The organism is Gynuella sp., assembly GCF_050297175.1.
Classification (GTDB): Bacteria; Pseudomonadota; Gammaproteobacteria; order Pseudomonadales; family Natronospirillaceae; genus Gynuella.
On sequence record NZ_JBNKSF010000041.1, the window covers coordinates 45,541 to 62,104 of the forward strand.

The window sequence follows — 16,564 nt, forward strand, 5'->3', positions numbered from 1 at the left end:
CATGATGTTCAATTTCCGCTTTTTTCGTGGTGGTGTTCATCCAGAAGGACACAAACAATATACTGCCGAAACTCCCATTACCACACTCGGTATTCCGGAGCGTCTATACCTGCCCCTACGGCAGCATGCTGGCGCAGCGGCAGAAGTTATTGTTAAGCCTGGCATGCAAGTGAAAAAAGGACAACTACTTGCGACGGCTGCCGGTTCAGTTTCTGCGCCGGTACATGCGCCCAGCTCTGGCACCATCGAAGCCCTGGGGGATATTCCGGTTCCCCACCCTTCCGGACTGACGGCACCCGGCATAGTGCTGGCGTGTGACGGGGAAGACGAATGGTGTGAGTTACCGGAGGTTGAAGATCCATTTACACTGGCGCCCGAGGTGCTGGCACGGAAAATTGCGGAGTCTGGTATTGTCGGTCTTGGTGGTGCCGTTTTTCCAGCGGCCGTCAAACTCGATAAAAGCCGCGAAAAAGTTGATCTGCTGATTCTCAATGGCAGCGAGTGTGAACCTTACCTGACCGCTGATGACCGGGTCATGCAGGAATATGCCGGGGCTGTAGTGGATGGCGCGCGATTGATTCAGTATATCAGCGGTGCCTGCAACACTATCATTGGTATCGAAGATAACAAACCAGCGGCTATCGCAGCCATGACCGAGGCCTGCAACAGCCACAATGACATTCATGTCAAAGTCGTACCGGCTCGGTATCCCATGGGGTCAGCCAAACAGCTGATACAGGCTGTGACAGGTCGTGAAGTTCCCGCTGGCGGGCGCTCCTCCGATATTGGTGTGATCATGCACAATGTCGCCACGGCCCGTGCCATCAGTATGGCGTTGCGAGATGGCAAACCGCTGATTTCCCGAATCGTTACGGTGGCCGGTGGTCATATTCAAAACCCTGGTAACGTCAATGCACTGATTGGCACTCCTGCACGTTTTCTGATTGATGCCTGCGGCGGTTTAACCACCGAGCCGGAACGAATATTGATCGGCGGTCCAATGATGGGTCATATCATTCATTCACTGGATGTGCCTGTGATCAAAGGAGCTTCCGGTATGCTGGCCTTGACTCGTGACGAAGTCGGCAATACCGAAATCATGGAATGCATACGCTGCGGCCGTTGCGTTTCTGCCTGTCCAATGGGGTTAATGCCGAATGCCATGGCACAACACAGCCAGAATAACGATCTTGACGGTGCTCAGGATTATGGCTTGGGCGACTGTATTCTGTGTGGCTCCTGTTCATATGTGTGTCCGGCACATATTCCGCTGGTACACCACTTTCAATATGCCAAAGGCGCATTGAGTCAGCGTCAGAATGAGCAGAAAAAACTCGACCTTACCCGCCAGCTCAGTGATGCCAAGGCCGCCCGGCAACAACAGGAAGCTGAGGCCAAAGCCGCAGCAAAAGCCGCCAAGGCAGCCAAACGAAAATCAAAGTCCAGTCATACTGAAGAGGGCACCGCATGACCATCGTGAATCTGGTTTCTGCTCCCCATGCCCATGATCGCTCAAGCATTAATCGAATCATGGCGTATGTTTGTCTGGCTCTGGTGCCAGGAACAGCGTTTTGCTTTTATATTTTTGGCTGGCCTGCCATCAATCTCTGGTTGTTCAGTGTGGCCACAGCCATAGGTACGGAATATGTCATGCTCAAATTACGACACCAGAGTACCACTCGCCTGCTGGACTGGTCAGCTGTGCTGACCGGCTGGTTACTGGCACTGTGCCTGCCTCCCTGGGCTCCTTGGTGGATCGCAGTATTCGGTAGCGTTTTTGCCGTATCCATAGGTAAACATTTGTACGGTGGTCTGGGTCAGAATTTGTTTAATCCCGCCATGCTGGCGCGAACGGCACTGTTAATTTCGTTCCCAGTGCCGATGACTACCTGGGCACATGCAACTCCAATATTTTCACCTAATGCACCGGGATTCTGGCAAGGCCTGCAGATCACGTTTGGAGTGCTACCACTGGCTGATGGAATGACTGGGGCGACGGCGCTGGGTGCGTTAAAGACAGCCTTAACTCAAAATATCCCGGCGCAACAGACATTACATCAATTTTCCATATATTCGTCCGGACTGGGCCTGACCAGTGGCAGCATGGGTGAGACATCGGCATTGTTAATGCTGATTGGCGGGATCTGGTTATTACTGGCCCGGGTGATCAGCTGGCATATTCCGGTCACTATGCTGACTACAGTCGTTGCGCTGGCAACTTTTTTCCATCACCTCAATCCGGCACTTTACCCGCCAGCTACGTTTCATCTCCTGTCCGGAGGGCTGATGCTGGGTGCTTTCTTCATTGCCACTGACCCGGTCACCTCCCCCGCTGGAAAAGGCGCGCAGATCATATTTGCTGCCGGCTGCGGCGGGCTGACTTTTCTGATCCGTACCTGGGGTGGCTATCCTGAAGCAGTTGCCTTTTCAGTACTGATGATGAACGCTCTCACTCCCTTGCTGGACCAATATTTACGCCCACGCATCTATGGCCGCAGACGTAGCGGCCAGCCATTAACAACACGGCAGAAGAGGTAACACGATGCATCAGGATGTGATCAAAGGCCAGGCTGATCCAAGCTACCGCACTCAAGTCAGCTACCAGGCCGGCATGCTCGCCGGACTGTGCTGTATGATCAGCATTATCATTTACATGGGCTATCACTCCACCACGGAGGATATTCGCCTGAGGATGAGTGAAGACCGTCAAGCGTTATTGCAGCAGGTATTGCCAACCGGTTTATATGATAACCAACCTGATCAGGAAACCTTTCAGGTAACAGATACCAGCTACTTGCCAGAACCGGTGGTTATTTATCCGGCCCGTCAAAACAGTCATCTGGTGGCAATTGCGTTTCAAACAGTAGCCAAAGGTTACAGCGGTGATATTCAATTGATGATCGGTGTCACTCTTGGCGGTGAGCTTCTTGGAGTCAGAGTGATCAGCCATGCAGAAACGCCTGGACTGGGTGACAAAATCGAGGTGGCCAAAGATGATTGGATCACCCGGTTTGAGGGCCACTCGCTGAACAACACCTCGGCCCAACAATGGCATGTCAAAAAAGATGGCGGAGAATTTGATCAGTTTACCGGTGCAACCATTACACCCAGAGCGGTGGTGAAGGCTGTTTATGAAGCACTTCTGTTTGTCCAACAAAACGAGCAGACAATGAGTATTGATTTGCCGGCCAGCGAGGAACCATAAATGAGCAATCCTACCTATGCAGAGATATTCAGCGATGGCCTATGGCGCAACAATGTCGCTCTCGAACAGATGTTGGCACTGTGTCCATTACTGGCGGTCACCACCACGGCCACTAACGGGCTCGGCATGGGCCTTGCCACCATAGCGGTGATGATTGCCGCGAGTTTGCTATCTTCATTACTGAAAGGTGTCATTACACCACAGGTTCGCATTCCCGCGTTTATTGTTTTGATTGCTTCTGTGGTCACCGTAGTGGAAATGTTTATTAATGCCTGGATGCACGAGTTATACAAGGTACTGGGCCTGTTTATTCCGTTAATCGTTACCAATTGTGCCATTCTTGGCCGGGTTGAGGCATTCGCCTCCAAGCAGACTGCCAGAGCATCTCTGGCCGATGCGCTGGCTATGGGACTCGGCTTTACCTGGGTACTGGTCGTGGTCGGCGCAGTACGCGAACTCATCGCCAACGGCACACTGTTTCACAATGCATCGTTGCTCTTGGGTGAACATTTGCATTGGCTGGATACTACAGTCATGGACAACTATCAGGGCGCACTGTTGATGGCGCTACCACCTGGCGGTTTCATCATGCTGGGGTTTTTATTGTCGATCAAACGCTTGATTGATCAGCACCGCATGAAGCCAGCCACAAACAATACTCTAACTCAATTACAGGAGGCATGATGAGGGTTTCCGTTGCATACAATGAGCAGATTCGCAGTGCCTGGATTCCCATCCAGGTGACGGAGGATATCAATGTGCAGCAGGCAATTGAACAATCGGGAATTCTGCAGCGCTTTCCGGATATTGACCTGAACAAACAACGGGTCGGTATTTTTGGCAAGCTGGTAAAGCTGGATACTCCGTTACACGATGGCGACAGGGTCGAAATCTACCGTCAGATCATCAAAGTTCAGGATGATGACGATGATGATGATGATGATTAAAGTAACAAGGGCTTTCGGTCCGATCTGATGATTCTGATCTCAATCAATCAAGCTGACTTGCCATACTTGTACTGTCCCTCATGTATATATCAGTCAGCTTGATGGCGTTGATTCTTTATGTGTGAGTACAAGTGAGAGACTCACGAGTCTGATCTTTTTTATCCCACGCGTATTGGTCGCAAACACCCTTAATACCTATAAAGAAATACGAATAAATTGCCAAAATAACCATTAATAGGTATTGCAATAAATTCCGTTTAATAGTCCAAAATCAACAATCAAATTTATCACCATCGCTTATTGACTCAGGTCAAAGCAGACACCTACGAATGAACCAGAAGTCCATTAAGATATTTATTCATCGTCAGCTAAGCTAAAAAATAAAATTCAAAATAAAAATGCACCCTGGCTGTCTACTGAGTAATGTCTGTCCAGTTTTCAGATGGGAATACCATTAAAAGGAATATGCCCCGATGAAATCAAAAATATATTTATTATTCTCCTGGGTCGCCCTATTGGTTTTCATAATAACCATTTCCGGACAGGCAAATGCAAAAGCACTCATGCTCAAACCGTTTAAGAATCTGAGCGATCAAAGTAAGGAATGTGTTGCCTGTCATAAGCAGGAAGATCCCAGTATCTATGCCCAGTGGGGTCGCTCCAAACATTTCGGTGCTAATGTCGGCTGTTATGAGTGTCATCAAGCTAGCAATGATGAACCGGATGCCATTCGTCATGAAGGTCATACTATTTCAGTCATCGTCTCACCTAAAGACTGTTCCGCCTGCCATAACGAAGAGGTAGCGGAATTTTCCGCCAGTCATCACGCCAATGCCGGCAGGATAATTGGTTCTCTTGATAACATGCTGGCGGAGGTAGTAGAAGGAGCGCTCACCATGAACGGAAAATCACCGGCAGCGGTCAACGGGTGCTGGCAATGCCATGGATCGGAAGTAAAAGTCATGCCCAATGGTGACCTTGACCCAACCACCTGGCCCAATACCGGTATAGGTCGTCTGAATCCGGATGGCTCTGTGGGTGCCTGTACTGCCTGTCACCAGCGGCACGAGTTTTCCATGATACAGGCACGCCGTCCGGAAGCCTGTGGAAAGTGTCACCTGGGTCCGGATCATCCACAAAAAGAAATTTACGATGAATCCAAACACGGCATTAACTTTTATGCCAACGTCGACCGTATGAATATGGAATCGGCAAAATGGATTGTTGGTGAAGATTATGACGCCGCCCCTACTTGTGCCACCTGCCATATGTCGGCCACTCGTGAACTGCCAGTCACCCATGATGTCGGTAACCGGATTTCCTGGACTCTGCGCCCGGCAGTATCGGAGAAAATTGATGCCAAGGCGATCAAGCAGGGCCAAACCGTCAAAACCTGGCAGGAACGTCGACGTGATATGAGTGCCGTATGTGATGCTTGCCATACCAGCTCCATGATCGATTCTTTCTACACTCAGTTTGACAGTCTGGTCGAATTGTATAACACCAAATTCGCTATTCCAGGCAAACGTATGATGGCAACGCTACAGGAACAGGGGTTGATGACCGATGTTGCCTTCGACGAAAAAATCGAATGGACATGGTTTTATCTGTGGCATCACGAGGGTCGCCGCGCGCGTCATGGTGCAGCGATGATGGCACCGGACTACACCCAATGGCATGGCCTCTACGAAGTCGCAGAACGGTTTTATATGGAACTGATTCCGGAATACAACGAATACATTGAAAAGGCCGAAAAAGCAGGAAAACACGAAGCCGCAGAAACAGCCCGCAAAGTACTGGCTGAAATTTTGGAAAGCCCGGAACATCTCTGGTTTACCGGTAATGAACCCGCAGAGGTAACAGAGGCTCGCCAGAAAGCTCAGGCGGAATTCAAACAACGTTATGCCAACGAAGATTAATACATGACCGACCGTCCCCCGCTGTTTGCCGGCGGGGGCATCACGAGGTGTTTATGAACCAGACACAATCATTCTGGCGGCGACTTTGGATTCCTTCACGAAGAAAATGGTTACTGGGTATTCCGGTTGGTGGTTTCGCAGCCATGGCGGTGGGAGCTGTTATGCTGAGCACTTTTCATGGAGCGATTAACGCAACCAATGCCAATGCCTTTTGCTACAGCTGTCATATCGGCATGGATACCATCGTTGAAGAATATCAACAGTCCATCCACTTTAATAATGAAACCGGTGTTCAGGCCCAATGCGCCGACTGCCATGTCCCCAAAGAATTCTTTCCCAAAATGCTGGTTAAAATCCGCGCAACCAAGGACATTTATCATCAATTAAAAGGCACGGTAACGCTGGAGAATTTTGAGCAGTTACGAGTACATCAGGCAGAAGTGGTTTACAACACAATGAAAAACCGGGATTCCAATGAATGTAAAAACTGCCACAACCCGGAACAATGGAACACCGATATGCAAAGCATACGGGCCAGAAATCATCATGATCCGGCAGCGTGGCTGGAAAACAACGAAACTTGCGTGGACTGTCATCTAGGTGTTGCCCATAAAAAACCCGCAATTTATTAATGAGATGACGTCACCCAATGACAGCCGCTGATTCGAACGGGGCATTTTACACAGCACTTTTGTTGTAAAACCGACACAGCGGCTTTTTCTTTACCCTATCCGGATTGTCGCATTCGAGACATTTTACTCACCACAATTTACAGCTCATCCAAATATTCTTTATTTTTCAATCAGTTAGCATCCTGCATCTAAACAGATCACTGGCACACAGTGTGCAAAACCTCTGCTGCACCTACATGAAACAGCCATTGGAGGAACATAGCATGGCTCGCATTGGTATATTTTTTGGTACAGATACCGGCAAAACCCGCAAAGTTGCCAAGATGATTAAAAAACTGTTCGACGATGACACAATGGACAAGCCGGTGAATGTTAACCGTTGCAGCGTTGAAGAAGTCATGGCTTATGATTATCTGATCTTTGGTACACCGACACTGGGCGAAGGTGAATTACCCGGGTTATCCGCAGAATGTGAAAACGAAAGCTGGGAAGAATTTTTACCGCAGCTGGAAGATCAGGATTTCAGCGGCAAAACTGTTGCGATTTTTGGTCTTGGCGATCAGGTGGGTTATCCGAAGGAATACGTCGATGCCATGAAAGAGATTTATGATGTCGTAACCGACCAGGGAGCAAAAGTCGTCGGTGCCTGGCCGACCGAAGGTTATGAGTTTGATCACTCAGAAGCTGTTGTCGACAATCAGTTTGTCGGTCTGGCACTGGATCTTGATAATCAGAGCAACCTCACTGAAGAACGTCTGAATCGCTGGTTAAAAAGTATCGCAGCGGATTTTGATCTGAACCTGTAGCCGGGTTCTACCAACCCGCCGGCCCCTGTTCAGGACAGAATACTTGAACAGTTTATCCGGTGGGTGGGAACTTGATGTTCATAACGGTATCGGATAAGCCGACACCCCAGTCAAAGAATTCCACTCAACTGTTTTTGAGACTCATTATTATCTGATTAACCGAATGAGTAAAAAAATATCGTTCCATTTTCAGGCTTCTTTCTAAGCCATCCATAATATCCGTCTAATGGACATTAGCCGTTTTTGAACTACGCTGAGATAATAGTTCTTTTGTGTCATGCTGTTGGCTCATTGCCGACAAGCGAAGATTTGAAGGTATTTTAAATATGTCGTGGTTTTTTAAAAAAAACAAACAAGAAACCTTCACCACCTACCAGGCAAGCCAATACATCCGAGTCCAAGCGATCAGCAGCAAAGACATCAGCCAGGATACTCTTTCAACACTTGATTTTGGCAAAACCAAAACGGCTCTGGTACTGGCATTTGTTTCACCTCATCTTGAATTTGAAAAAACCCTTAATCACCTTAAACAAGCGATGCCTTTTGTCAGTCAAGTAATCGGTATCATGACTGCCGGTGAACTGAGTTCCTGCCAGCAACACCTGTATCATTCCGCAGATGGCAGCTGGGATAATATTGTGCTGCAAAGTTTCAGTCACGATATCGTCGCCAGTTTGGAGGTTCATTCCATTCCCTTATTCAGCGAAGATATTTCATCCGGAAAGATCAAGCTCAGTCTCGAAGAGCGGATCCGTAGAATTCGGACAGAAATTAAAAATCTGAAAGTAACGTTGCCAGTCAACTATCAGGACACCGTTGCATTGACGTTTTTTGATGGTATGTCACGAAGTGAAAATTTCTTTATGCAGGGGCTTTATGCCGCTGATCGTTTTCCATGCTACTTCATCGGAGGTTCCGCTGGCGGCAAACTCGATTTTCAAAAAGCATTACTATACGACGGTAAAGAGGTCGCTAAAAACAAAGCCGTTGTCATTTTTCTAAAGCTGGCCAAAGATATTCGCTATGGCATTATGAAGTCCCATAATTTCGAAAAGACCGGCATGTCATTTATTATCGCCGATTCTGATCCCTACACCCGTGAAGTGCATACTGTCATCCATAACAATGAAGTCATCTCTATCGTCGACGCACTATGTAATTTGTTAAACTGTTCTGCTTCTGTTCTGACCGAGAAGATGAGCGATTACACTTTCGGCGTAGAAATCGGCAACGAAATATTTGTCCGTTCGGTTGCATCGATCAATGCCAACGACCGCAGCGTTAGCTTTTTCTCTGATCTCGGGTTCGGCGATCAACTATTTCTCGTTAAAAGCAAAAATTTTGCCGCCAGTACCGCATCAGCATTTAATGATTTCATGCGTGGAAAATCCGGAAAGCCAATTGCCATGCTGGCCAATGACTGTATTTTACGGCGGCTCAATAATGCCCAAAATTTGAACGAGATAACGACATTCAAGGACTTCACGGTAGCTGGCTTTTCAACCTTCGGAGAGCTGCTTGGGGTTCATATGAATCAAACCCTGACAGCATTGTTTTTCTTCAAAATCGCTGAAAGTGAGCAATTTTCAGATAACTATACCGACCAGTTTCCATTTCAATATAGTCATTTTCGTGAGTATTTTTTAAAGGCCCGTATCAACAGCCTGACCCACATTAATCAAATGCAACAATATTCCGGGGCAATTCTGCGGGACTATAAAACGATGACCGGGCATTTGATTGAAAACTATAACCGCCTCTCGCAACATGCGTTGTCCAATAATGAGGTGTTGGAAACCATTCAGCAGCAATTGCTCGAATATGTTCAGAACATTGGATCACGGACCGGCGGCCGCAAGAACCTGCATAGCCAGGTAGAGAATCTGCAAAAAAGCTCCGATGAAGTACTAAGCATTCTAAAAGTAATTTCTGGCATTGCTGATCAAACCAATCTGCTGGCTCTGAATGCCGCCATTGAAGCAGCTCGTGCCGGAGATGCCGGTCGCGGTTTTGCTGTCGTTGCCGATGAAGTCCGTCAGCTATCGCGTAATACTCAGGAAAGTCTGGCAAAAACCGGTGATACCATTGATGCTGTCTCAGCGGCAGTGGAGCAGATTTGGAAAGCCATTAACGATACCGAAGAATTCATGAGCTGGATTACCTCGGGTTCAACATCACTGAATGAACATCTGAACAAGGTGCTGAATTCTTCAGCCGAGGCGACGCAGCAAATTGAGGAATGCACTCGGTACATTAATGACATTCAGGGAGAGATTGAGGAAATTGAAACGAAGTCAAACGTCATCGACCATCTGTTCGAACTGGTGAACGGCAAGTAAGCCGTTCACCTCAAACATCAGCCGCGGTTAAACTGTCAGACTCAGACTCGGCCGCATATTCCTTGTCCACCACCAGTTCCTCCCCCTTTTCCGTGAGCCGGATATCCACCCGGCACAACTGTACTTCAGACGAAGACGGCAGATGGTACATAGTGTCACGCAAACAGGCCTCCATAACCCCACGCAACCCTCTGGCACCGGTTTTACGAGAGACAGCCTGGTGAGCAATATACTGCAACGCTGCATTGGAAAACTCCAACCCCACTCCCTGATAAGCAAATAACTGCTGGTACTGTTTGATCAACGCATCTTTGGGTTCCTGCAGTACCCGGATCAAATCTGCACTATCCAGTTCCTGCAAGAACGTAATCACTGGAAAACGACCGATAAACTCAGGAATTAAGCCAAACTGCTGCAAGTCCTCCGGCAGCAACGCCGCGAGCAAATCATTCACAGAAGGTTTTTTACGCTCCAGTGTTGGAACATTAAAACCAATGCCCTGTTTTTCCGGTTGCATTCTGCTCGCGATCAGCTCCTCCAAACCCGCAAAAGCGCCACCCGCAATAAACAGGATATTTCGCGTATCGACTGTTTTTTCACCTCCCTGAGACTGGCGGCCCTGGCGCGGATTTCTATTGATTTTAACTTCTGAGCCTTCCACCATCTTCAGTAATGCCTGCTGAACACCTTCACCTGACACATCTCTGCCCGAAGACGGTCCAGACGATTTGCGGGCCAACTTATCCACCTCATCAATGTACACCATGCCCCATTGGGCCTGATCGATATCACCATCGGCTACATCCACCAATCGCTGAATCATGGAGTCGACATCTTCTCCAACGTAGCCGGCCTGAGTGAGTGTCGTGGCATCGACCACGATACAAGGAACGCCAATAATTTTCGCCAGTGTCCTGACCAGCAATGTCTTGCCGGTACCGGACGGGCCAGCCAGCAACACATTGGATTTTTCCACCTCCACATCACCATCGCCGCAGAAGGTTACGTTTTTGTCCAGGTTAGTCACCCGTAAATAATGATTGAAGGCTGCGACCGCCAAGGTCGATTTGGCAGCATCCTGACCGATGATAAATTGATCGAGAAATGCTTTGATTTCCACCGGTGTTTTAATCTGCTGCTGCAGATTCTTAGCTTGTTTACGTTTTCCCCAACTACTGACTACCTGAAATGCCAATAGCGCACAGGCTTCGCAGATTCTACCCTCATTACCAGCAATCAGGGGCACGTCCAGACTTTGCGACACACCGCAGAAAGAGCAACATATATTTTCCTGAACGGCGTTTTTAGCCATATGGTTAACCTCCAAACGTTCAGTTACGCAGCGACACCAGCCATTGTTTTTGGTGCACTTTACGGCGCTGCTCAGTGAGATGATTCCGCAACGTGTCAGCCACCTGAGATAATGGCATAACACCCGCTGAATGAATTTTTTCACACAACAACAGATGCCAGCCCAGCTCCGATTCCACCACTGGGCTTAATTGCCCCTCTGACAGTTGAAACAATACCTGGTCCAGCTGTGGATACAGCAAACCGGGTTTGATTTCACCCAGCAGCCCACCATTCAAAGCAGTAGGACATTCAGAATGCTTGGCCGCCTGCTCCTGGAAACGGTTGATTTTTTTCTGCAGCCGCCGCGCAATGGCCGTTATTTTTTCCAGTGCCTGCTCGCGTCTACTGCCATCCAGTTGCTCGTTAATGGTAATCAATATATGACGGGCAATACGAGTTTCCGGTTTTTCGAATTGCTTAGGATGCATGTAGTAGTAAAGTTCAATGTCTGTGTCATCAACCTCGGCCACCTCCCCACCAACGCGGTCCAGTACCGCATCGACCCACAATTCACGAGTCAGTGCTTCGACAAAAGTGTCATCATTCAAACCATGTTGCGCCAGCGCTGCAGAAAATTCTTCCGGCTGTTCATAACGCTGCTGGATTTCCTGTAATGCCTTTTGAATTTCTGTTTCTGGAACGCTCAGTCCCATGGCCTGATCACTTGACAGTACTTTATGTTCCAGCTCGTACTTGCGCGCGACGACGGTTTCAACCCGCTCTCGCTGCTGTTGATCGAGTTCATCAATGGAGCATTCAAACAACTGTTGAACCACACTCAAACGATGGTAGGCCAAACTATATTCAATAGGTTGATTCGTTGGCACAGGTTTCATGGTTCTACCTCCTCCAGTACAGATTCCGGTAACTGAAACGTGCGTGCCCGAAACCGCACGTGGTAGTGGAACGCGGTATGACTTTCTCTGACCACCTTAACGATCTCTCCATGCTCCCCCAGGTCAGCAATGATTTCGCCATTAACCGACAATGGTCGGGTGGTCTGCACCTGATCGCGAAACTCAAAATTGTTTGGCAACCACTCTACATCTGCGGGTATCAATTCCTCACCGCGACAACCGACAGTGCGATTTTCCTTGAGGAAATGTACCCGATAGATCAGTTGATCCTGAAGGTAAGTGCCGACATCATACACACACCCAACAGCCCCTCGACGGATCAACAATTCCCCGACTTCCCTTCCGGGGTAAGTGCCGTCGTTTCGAACATTTCTGATCAGTCTGACTTCTGAACCATATTCAAATTCAGGGCGCATGGTTATGAACCTAATAATTGATCGACTGATACAAAACCTGGTTGTGATTGTTTAAAAACTTTAAACACTTTTTCCGTCTGTGCATCGGAGTGAACAAAGTCATCATAGGCACGACTCAGCAGTCGCTGGTATACCATTCTGAGTGCCTCGTCCGACTCCGGCAGCTGGGCTTCAACCTGGGCCAGATAATCATGAAACCGTTGCATGATATGCAGACGGTTGATGTGGACGACAGACGAGTCAAACCCGACTTCAAAAAAATTCAAAAAATCCTCGGCGGAACTCAGTTCTTCCATCGCCTCTGTCAAGCTAAGATCATTCATCAATAACCCTCCGATACCAAACATTCAACGCCTCTTTCGCGCAGTCGCTGATGTTCAGCAACGGTCAACAACATCTGCGCACCAATACGGTCACGACTGTCCAGCTCCACCACTTTGGTCAGCATCGCAGCCGCTTCGTCGATCCGTCCCTGGCGTAAATTTAAATAACCGGCACCTTTCAGGGCATAAAGGTACAACCTGACCAGCTGGAAGGATTGCATGATGCCCCAACCCAAATCGTTCATATTGATATCCTGCCACTTAGGTGGAAAACCGATTCGGGCAGCGATCACCCGCAACACTTTTGCGGTAATCGTCAGAGCATCCTCATATCGATACTGATAAAAATAATAACGATACAGGGCCACCAATACAGTCAGGTTTTCCGGTGCCATAAACAGGGCTCTCATTAACAGATCCTCAGCCAGAGGCGCCCCGTATTGTTCGGCTGCCTGTTCAATCAATGCCATTACATCTGCTCTTGTGTGCTCTTCAAAATAAAGTTGTCCGCCATCAAATGCCAATAAGTCCATCAGAGACTCCCAATACATTTTTGTTCACAAATTTCGTTATCCGGCTGACAATTGGCGACGATTTCATCCACTCGTGCAGGAGACTGATTGCGTGCCAGCGCCACTTCTGTTTCCAGCCGTTCTATACGTTCCAACAAACAGCTCATAACTTTTCCCACCGGATCGGGAATGAGGTGATGATCAAGATCAAAACCATATGGGTTCTGTTCTCCTGCCGGTCGAACCTTAACGACCTTTCCGGGAATACCCACCACGGTGCAAGCGTCCGGCACATCTGATACCACAACAGAATTTGCTCCGACCCGGCATTGGCTGCCGATGACGATGGGCCCCAATATCTTGGCACCCGCACCAACCATGACCCCGTCTCCCAAAGTCGGGTGACGCTTGCCTTTTTTCCAGCTGGTGCCACCTAATGTCACACCATGATAGAGAGTCACGTTATTGCCTAATATGGCTGTTTCACCAATCACCACTCCAGCACCATGGTCGATAAAACAACTCTCACCAATTTGTGCACCCGGATGAATATCCACATTGGTAATCATGCGCATAAAAAATGCGCAAAAACGGGCCGCAAAATGAAAACCGCCATGCCATAAGCGATGACTTAACCGATGCACCAGAATGGCATGTACTCCCGGATAGATCATCAGTACTTCCAGAGCACTGCGGGCGGCGGGATCACGTTCCAGTGCGGATTTCAAATCACGTCGCCACTGTTGCCACAAAGAGCTGGTTTGAGAAGTACGGACATTGCTGTGCGAGGTCATTGGATACCTCCCGGATAGTCGGAGTTATACAAGGGTTCAGACATTTGGATCTCTTCGTGGTTTAGCAGGGTTGCTGCCACCAGGTCGTTATAAAATGTTTGCAGATCCAGCGTTAATGGAGAGCGTTTATGGTCTGTCGAGAAACGACGAACCTGTTGTAATAGTGGCGCCACCTGCCAGTCACTCAGTTCTATGCCCAGTTCCCGATAGGCATTTCTGATCATTTTGCCACCGGAATGTTTACCTAGTACCAGCTGATGCGAACGACCTAACAAACAGGGGTCTAGACCCTGATAGTTGAGCGGATCTTTTAACAGTCCATCCACATGAATGCCGGCTTCATGAGTAAAGACGCCTTCCCCCACCACACTTTTCTGCCAACCCACCTGACGACCGGAGGCCCTTTGCACAAGCTGGGAAAGGTGAGTCAGGTGACGGCTGTCCACTCCGGTTTCGATCTGATAAAGATGGCGCAAAGCCAGCACCGACTCTTCCAAGGCCGCATTGCCGGCACGCTCTCCCAATCCATTGACGGTGGTATTGATGTGGGTTGCGCCGCCTTTAACGGCAGCCAGGGTGTTGGCGGTGGCCAGCCCAAAATCATTATGGGCATGCATCTCCAGCTCGATATCATGACAACGATGTAACGCCTGGAAGGTTTCAATAACCTGGAAGGGTTCCAGAATACCGACGGTATCAGCGTAACGGATACGTCGGGCTCCAGCGATTGCCGCGATGTCGATCACCCGATGCAGGAAATCCGGATCTGCCCGCGAGGCATCCTCACATCCCAGACAAACATCCAGACCAGCATCCAGCGCCTGCGGCACGATTGTCTGGATCTGTTTAATGACATAGTCCCGGTCACGACCGAGTTTGCGGGTAATCTGTTGATTGGATACCGGTACCGACAGGTCCACCATGTTTACCCCGGTATTGACCGCTGCATCGAGATCAAAACGGCTTAAACGACACCATGCCAGCATGCGGGCCGGCAGTTTCAATCCGGTAATCGCACGCATGACGTCCTGTTCTTCAGGCCCCATGGCCGGAATACCGATTTCCAGTTCTGGAACACCGGCTGCGACCAAACCCTGTGCAATGGCAATTTTTTCTTCAGCACTGAACGCCACACCAGCACTTTGTTCTCCGTCGCGCAGGGTAGTGTCGTCAATGATGACCTGATGACCGCTTGTTTGATTCATGGCCCGCTCCCGGCAGTTCTTCCGAGAGTACTGATGCAGCCGTCGTTCCAGTTTTTTTTATCTTTAAAATCAGTAGGTTAACAATTCAGCGTCGTTATTCGACCACGACAAACTGAACATTGAAAGCAGCATTGTTGGGAATGCGACAACGGCGTTGGCACATTATGGCGTGCAAGGCTTAATTCAGATCACTGGCAAATTGCTTGAGAGTATCCATGGGTATTACATCGAGAGCCCGTTTATGAGTTGCCTGTAACACAACTTTGGGTGCCATCCCCATATCAAACGCTTCTTTCCAACGCGCAGCACAGAGACACCAATGATCCCCAGGTCTTAATCCTGGGAAACCAAACTCGGGATTTGGTGTGCTTAGATCATTGCCACGAAAACGTGAAAATTCCAGAAACTCACGATTGACCACGACACAAACTGTATGGGAGCCGTAGTCCTCTATGCAGGTGTTACAGCATCCATCACGAAAAAAACCGGTCAGTGGATCCATGGCACATGGAATCAATGGTTGATCAAAGACGTTGAGAGATTCTTCCTGTTGCATATCGGTCTCCTGGCAGAAGGTTAATTGACACTGAAGCCACTCTGCCCAAATCACACATTTTGATACGTCATCATATTTACGAGCAAAAAAAAGGCATGTTTACACATGCCTTATGGTTTGCCACTTTTTCTCGCTCTGGGCAGAAACTAATCAGTCTTCTTTGAATTTCTTATGGCAACCACCGCATGCATCACCCACTGCACCGATGTTTTTCCGTAACTCACCTAAGCCATTTCCGGCAGCACTGGCCAGTGTTTCACTGCCTTTTTTCAGGTCGTCGAGATAACCGGCGGCCTGAGAGAAGTTTTTCCACAAATCAGCCTTGGCTTCAGTCTCGTCTCCAAGAGCATCCATATCGGATCCTGCCGGCCACATAGAAGCATTGTTCATCATTGCCGCATATTTCAGATTATTCGCTGCCGCTGAAGCCAGGTCAGCGTCATAATCCATTTTCCCCCGCGCCATAGCACCAAGGATTCCCATATTATAGCCCAGGACTTCCATATACGCCTGACGGCCTTCTACTTGCTTCTCAAAATCAGCGGCAGATGCCATACCGGACAGGGCCAAAGCAGCAGCAAGCGGGACTACTTTTAAAATTGTTTTCATAAGCTCTCCATTAAACTCTCTATCTGTGGGGTGAAAACGAAATATAGCTGTGCAAAAATTCAGGTCAATTAGCGAAAAGTGCAGAATAGGT

Annotated in this window: 18 protein-coding genes; 9 read left to right on the top strand and 9 right to left on the bottom strand. The window is 48.6% G+C overall.

Going from position 1 to position 16,564, the window contains the following annotated elements:
- Position 1 precedes the first annotated feature (1 nt).
- From rsxC to ACQY6I_RS17460, 9 genes are all read left to right on the top strand, one after another.
- The gene (rsxC, locus tag ACQY6I_RS17420; RefSeq protein ID WP_428242778.1) at positions 2–1,471 is read left to right on the top strand and encodes an electron transport complex subunit RsxC; all 1,470 of its coding nucleotides are present in this window, start codon (positions 2–4) and stop codon (positions 1,469–1,471) included.
- The gene (locus ACQY6I_RS17425; protein ID WP_428242779.1) at positions 1,468–2,538 is read left to right on the top strand and encodes an RnfABCDGE type electron transport complex subunit D; all 1,071 of its coding nucleotides are present in this window, start codon (positions 1,468–1,470) and stop codon (positions 2,536–2,538) included. The genes rsxC and ACQY6I_RS17425 overlap by 4 nt, the downstream gene beginning before the upstream one ends.
- 4 nt (positions 2,539–2,542) lie before the next feature.
- Positions 2,543–3,205 carry an electron transport complex subunit RsxG gene (gene rsxG, locus ACQY6I_RS17430; protein WP_428242780.1) on the top strand — a complete coding sequence of 221 codons (663 nt, stop codon included), beginning with the start codon at positions 2,543–2,545 and terminating at the stop codon, positions 3,203–3,205.
- The gene (locus ACQY6I_RS17435) at positions 3,206–3,889 is read left to right on the top strand and encodes an electron transport complex subunit E (RefSeq protein ID WP_428242781.1); all 684 of its coding nucleotides are present in this window, start codon (positions 3,206–3,208) and stop codon (positions 3,887–3,889) included. It begins immediately after the preceding gene.
- Positions 3,889–4,152, top strand: coding sequence for an RnfH family protein (locus ACQY6I_RS17440; protein ID WP_428242782.1), 264 nt, complete (start codon positions 3,889–3,891; stop codon positions 4,150–4,152). The genes ACQY6I_RS17435 and ACQY6I_RS17440 overlap by 1 nt, the downstream gene beginning before the upstream one ends.
- Before the next feature lie 473 nt (positions 4,153–4,625).
- Positions 4,626–6,071: a multiheme c-type cytochrome gene (locus ACQY6I_RS17445; RefSeq protein WP_428242783.1), complete on the top strand. Its 1,446-nt coding sequence runs from the start codon at positions 4,626–4,628 to the stop codon at positions 6,069–6,071.
- A 53-nt stretch (positions 6,072–6,124) separates the two neighbouring features.
- Positions 6,125–6,703 (top strand): NapC/NirT family cytochrome c, encoded by a 579-nt coding sequence (locus ACQY6I_RS17450; RefSeq protein WP_428242784.1) that lies wholly within the window; start codon positions 6,125–6,127, stop codon positions 6,701–6,703.
- A gap of 263 nt (positions 6,704–6,966) precedes the next feature.
- Entirely contained in the window at positions 6,967–7,509 is a 543-nt protein-coding gene (locus ACQY6I_RS17455) for a flavodoxin (RefSeq protein WP_428242785.1), read from the top strand.
- 326 nt (positions 7,510–7,835) lie between these two features.
- Positions 7,836–9,848, top strand: a complete 2,013-nt coding sequence (locus ACQY6I_RS17460) for a methyl-accepting chemotaxis protein (protein WP_428242786.1) — start codon at positions 7,836–7,838, stop codon at positions 9,846–9,848.
- A 10-nt stretch (positions 9,849–9,858) separates the two neighbouring features.
- On the opposite strand, the gene clpX is transcribed toward ACQY6I_RS17460, so the two are convergent.
- The 9 genes from clpX to ACQY6I_RS17505 form a co-directional block, all read right to left on the bottom strand.
- Positions 9,859–11,160 (bottom strand): ATP-dependent Clp protease ATP-binding subunit ClpX, encoded by a 1,302-nt coding sequence (gene clpX, locus ACQY6I_RS17465; protein ID WP_428242787.1) that lies wholly within the window; start codon positions 11,158–11,160, stop codon positions 9,859–9,861.
- 19 nt (positions 11,161–11,179) lie between these two features.
- Complete coding sequence (nifM, locus tag ACQY6I_RS17470) at positions 11,180–12,037, bottom strand: nitrogen fixation protein NifM (RefSeq protein WP_428242788.1); 858 nt, start codon at positions 12,035–12,037, stop codon at positions 11,180–11,182.
- The gene (locus tag ACQY6I_RS17475) at positions 12,034–12,474 is read right to left on the bottom strand and encodes a nitrogen fixation protein NifZ (protein WP_428242789.1); all 441 of its coding nucleotides are present in this window, start codon (positions 12,472–12,474) and stop codon (positions 12,034–12,036) included. The genes nifM and ACQY6I_RS17475 overlap by 4 nt, the downstream gene beginning before the upstream one ends.
- A 2-nt stretch (positions 12,475–12,476) precedes the next feature.
- Entirely contained in the window at positions 12,477–12,797 is a 321-nt protein-coding gene (gene nifW, locus ACQY6I_RS17480) for a nitrogenase-stabilizing/protective protein NifW (RefSeq protein ID WP_428242790.1), read from the bottom strand.
- On the bottom strand, positions 12,797–13,330 hold the full coding sequence (locus ACQY6I_RS17485; RefSeq protein WP_428242791.1) for a hypothetical protein: 534 nt from the start codon (positions 13,328–13,330) through the stop codon (positions 12,797–12,799). The genes nifW and ACQY6I_RS17485 overlap by 1 nt, the downstream gene beginning before the upstream one ends.
- Positions 13,330–14,103, bottom strand: coding sequence for a serine O-acetyltransferase (cysE, locus tag ACQY6I_RS17490; protein ID WP_428242792.1), 774 nt, complete (start codon positions 14,101–14,103; stop codon positions 13,330–13,332). The genes ACQY6I_RS17485 and cysE overlap by 1 nt, the downstream gene beginning before the upstream one ends.
- Positions 14,100–15,308: a homocitrate synthase gene (gene nifV / locus ACQY6I_RS17495; RefSeq protein WP_428242793.1), complete on the bottom strand. Its 1,209-nt coding sequence runs from the start codon at positions 15,306–15,308 to the stop codon at positions 14,100–14,102. The genes cysE and nifV overlap by 4 nt, the downstream gene beginning before the upstream one ends.
- 178 nt (positions 15,309–15,486) lie before the next feature.
- The gene (locus ACQY6I_RS17500) at positions 15,487–15,864 is read right to left on the bottom strand and encodes a DUF2237 family protein (protein ID WP_428242794.1); all 378 of its coding nucleotides are present in this window, start codon (positions 15,862–15,864) and stop codon (positions 15,487–15,489) included.
- 150 nt (positions 15,865–16,014) lie between these two features.
- Complete coding sequence (locus tag ACQY6I_RS17505) at positions 16,015–16,473, bottom strand: c-type cytochrome (protein ID WP_428242795.1); 459 nt, start codon at positions 16,471–16,473, stop codon at positions 16,015–16,017.
- Positions 16,474–16,564 lie beyond the last annotated feature (91 nt).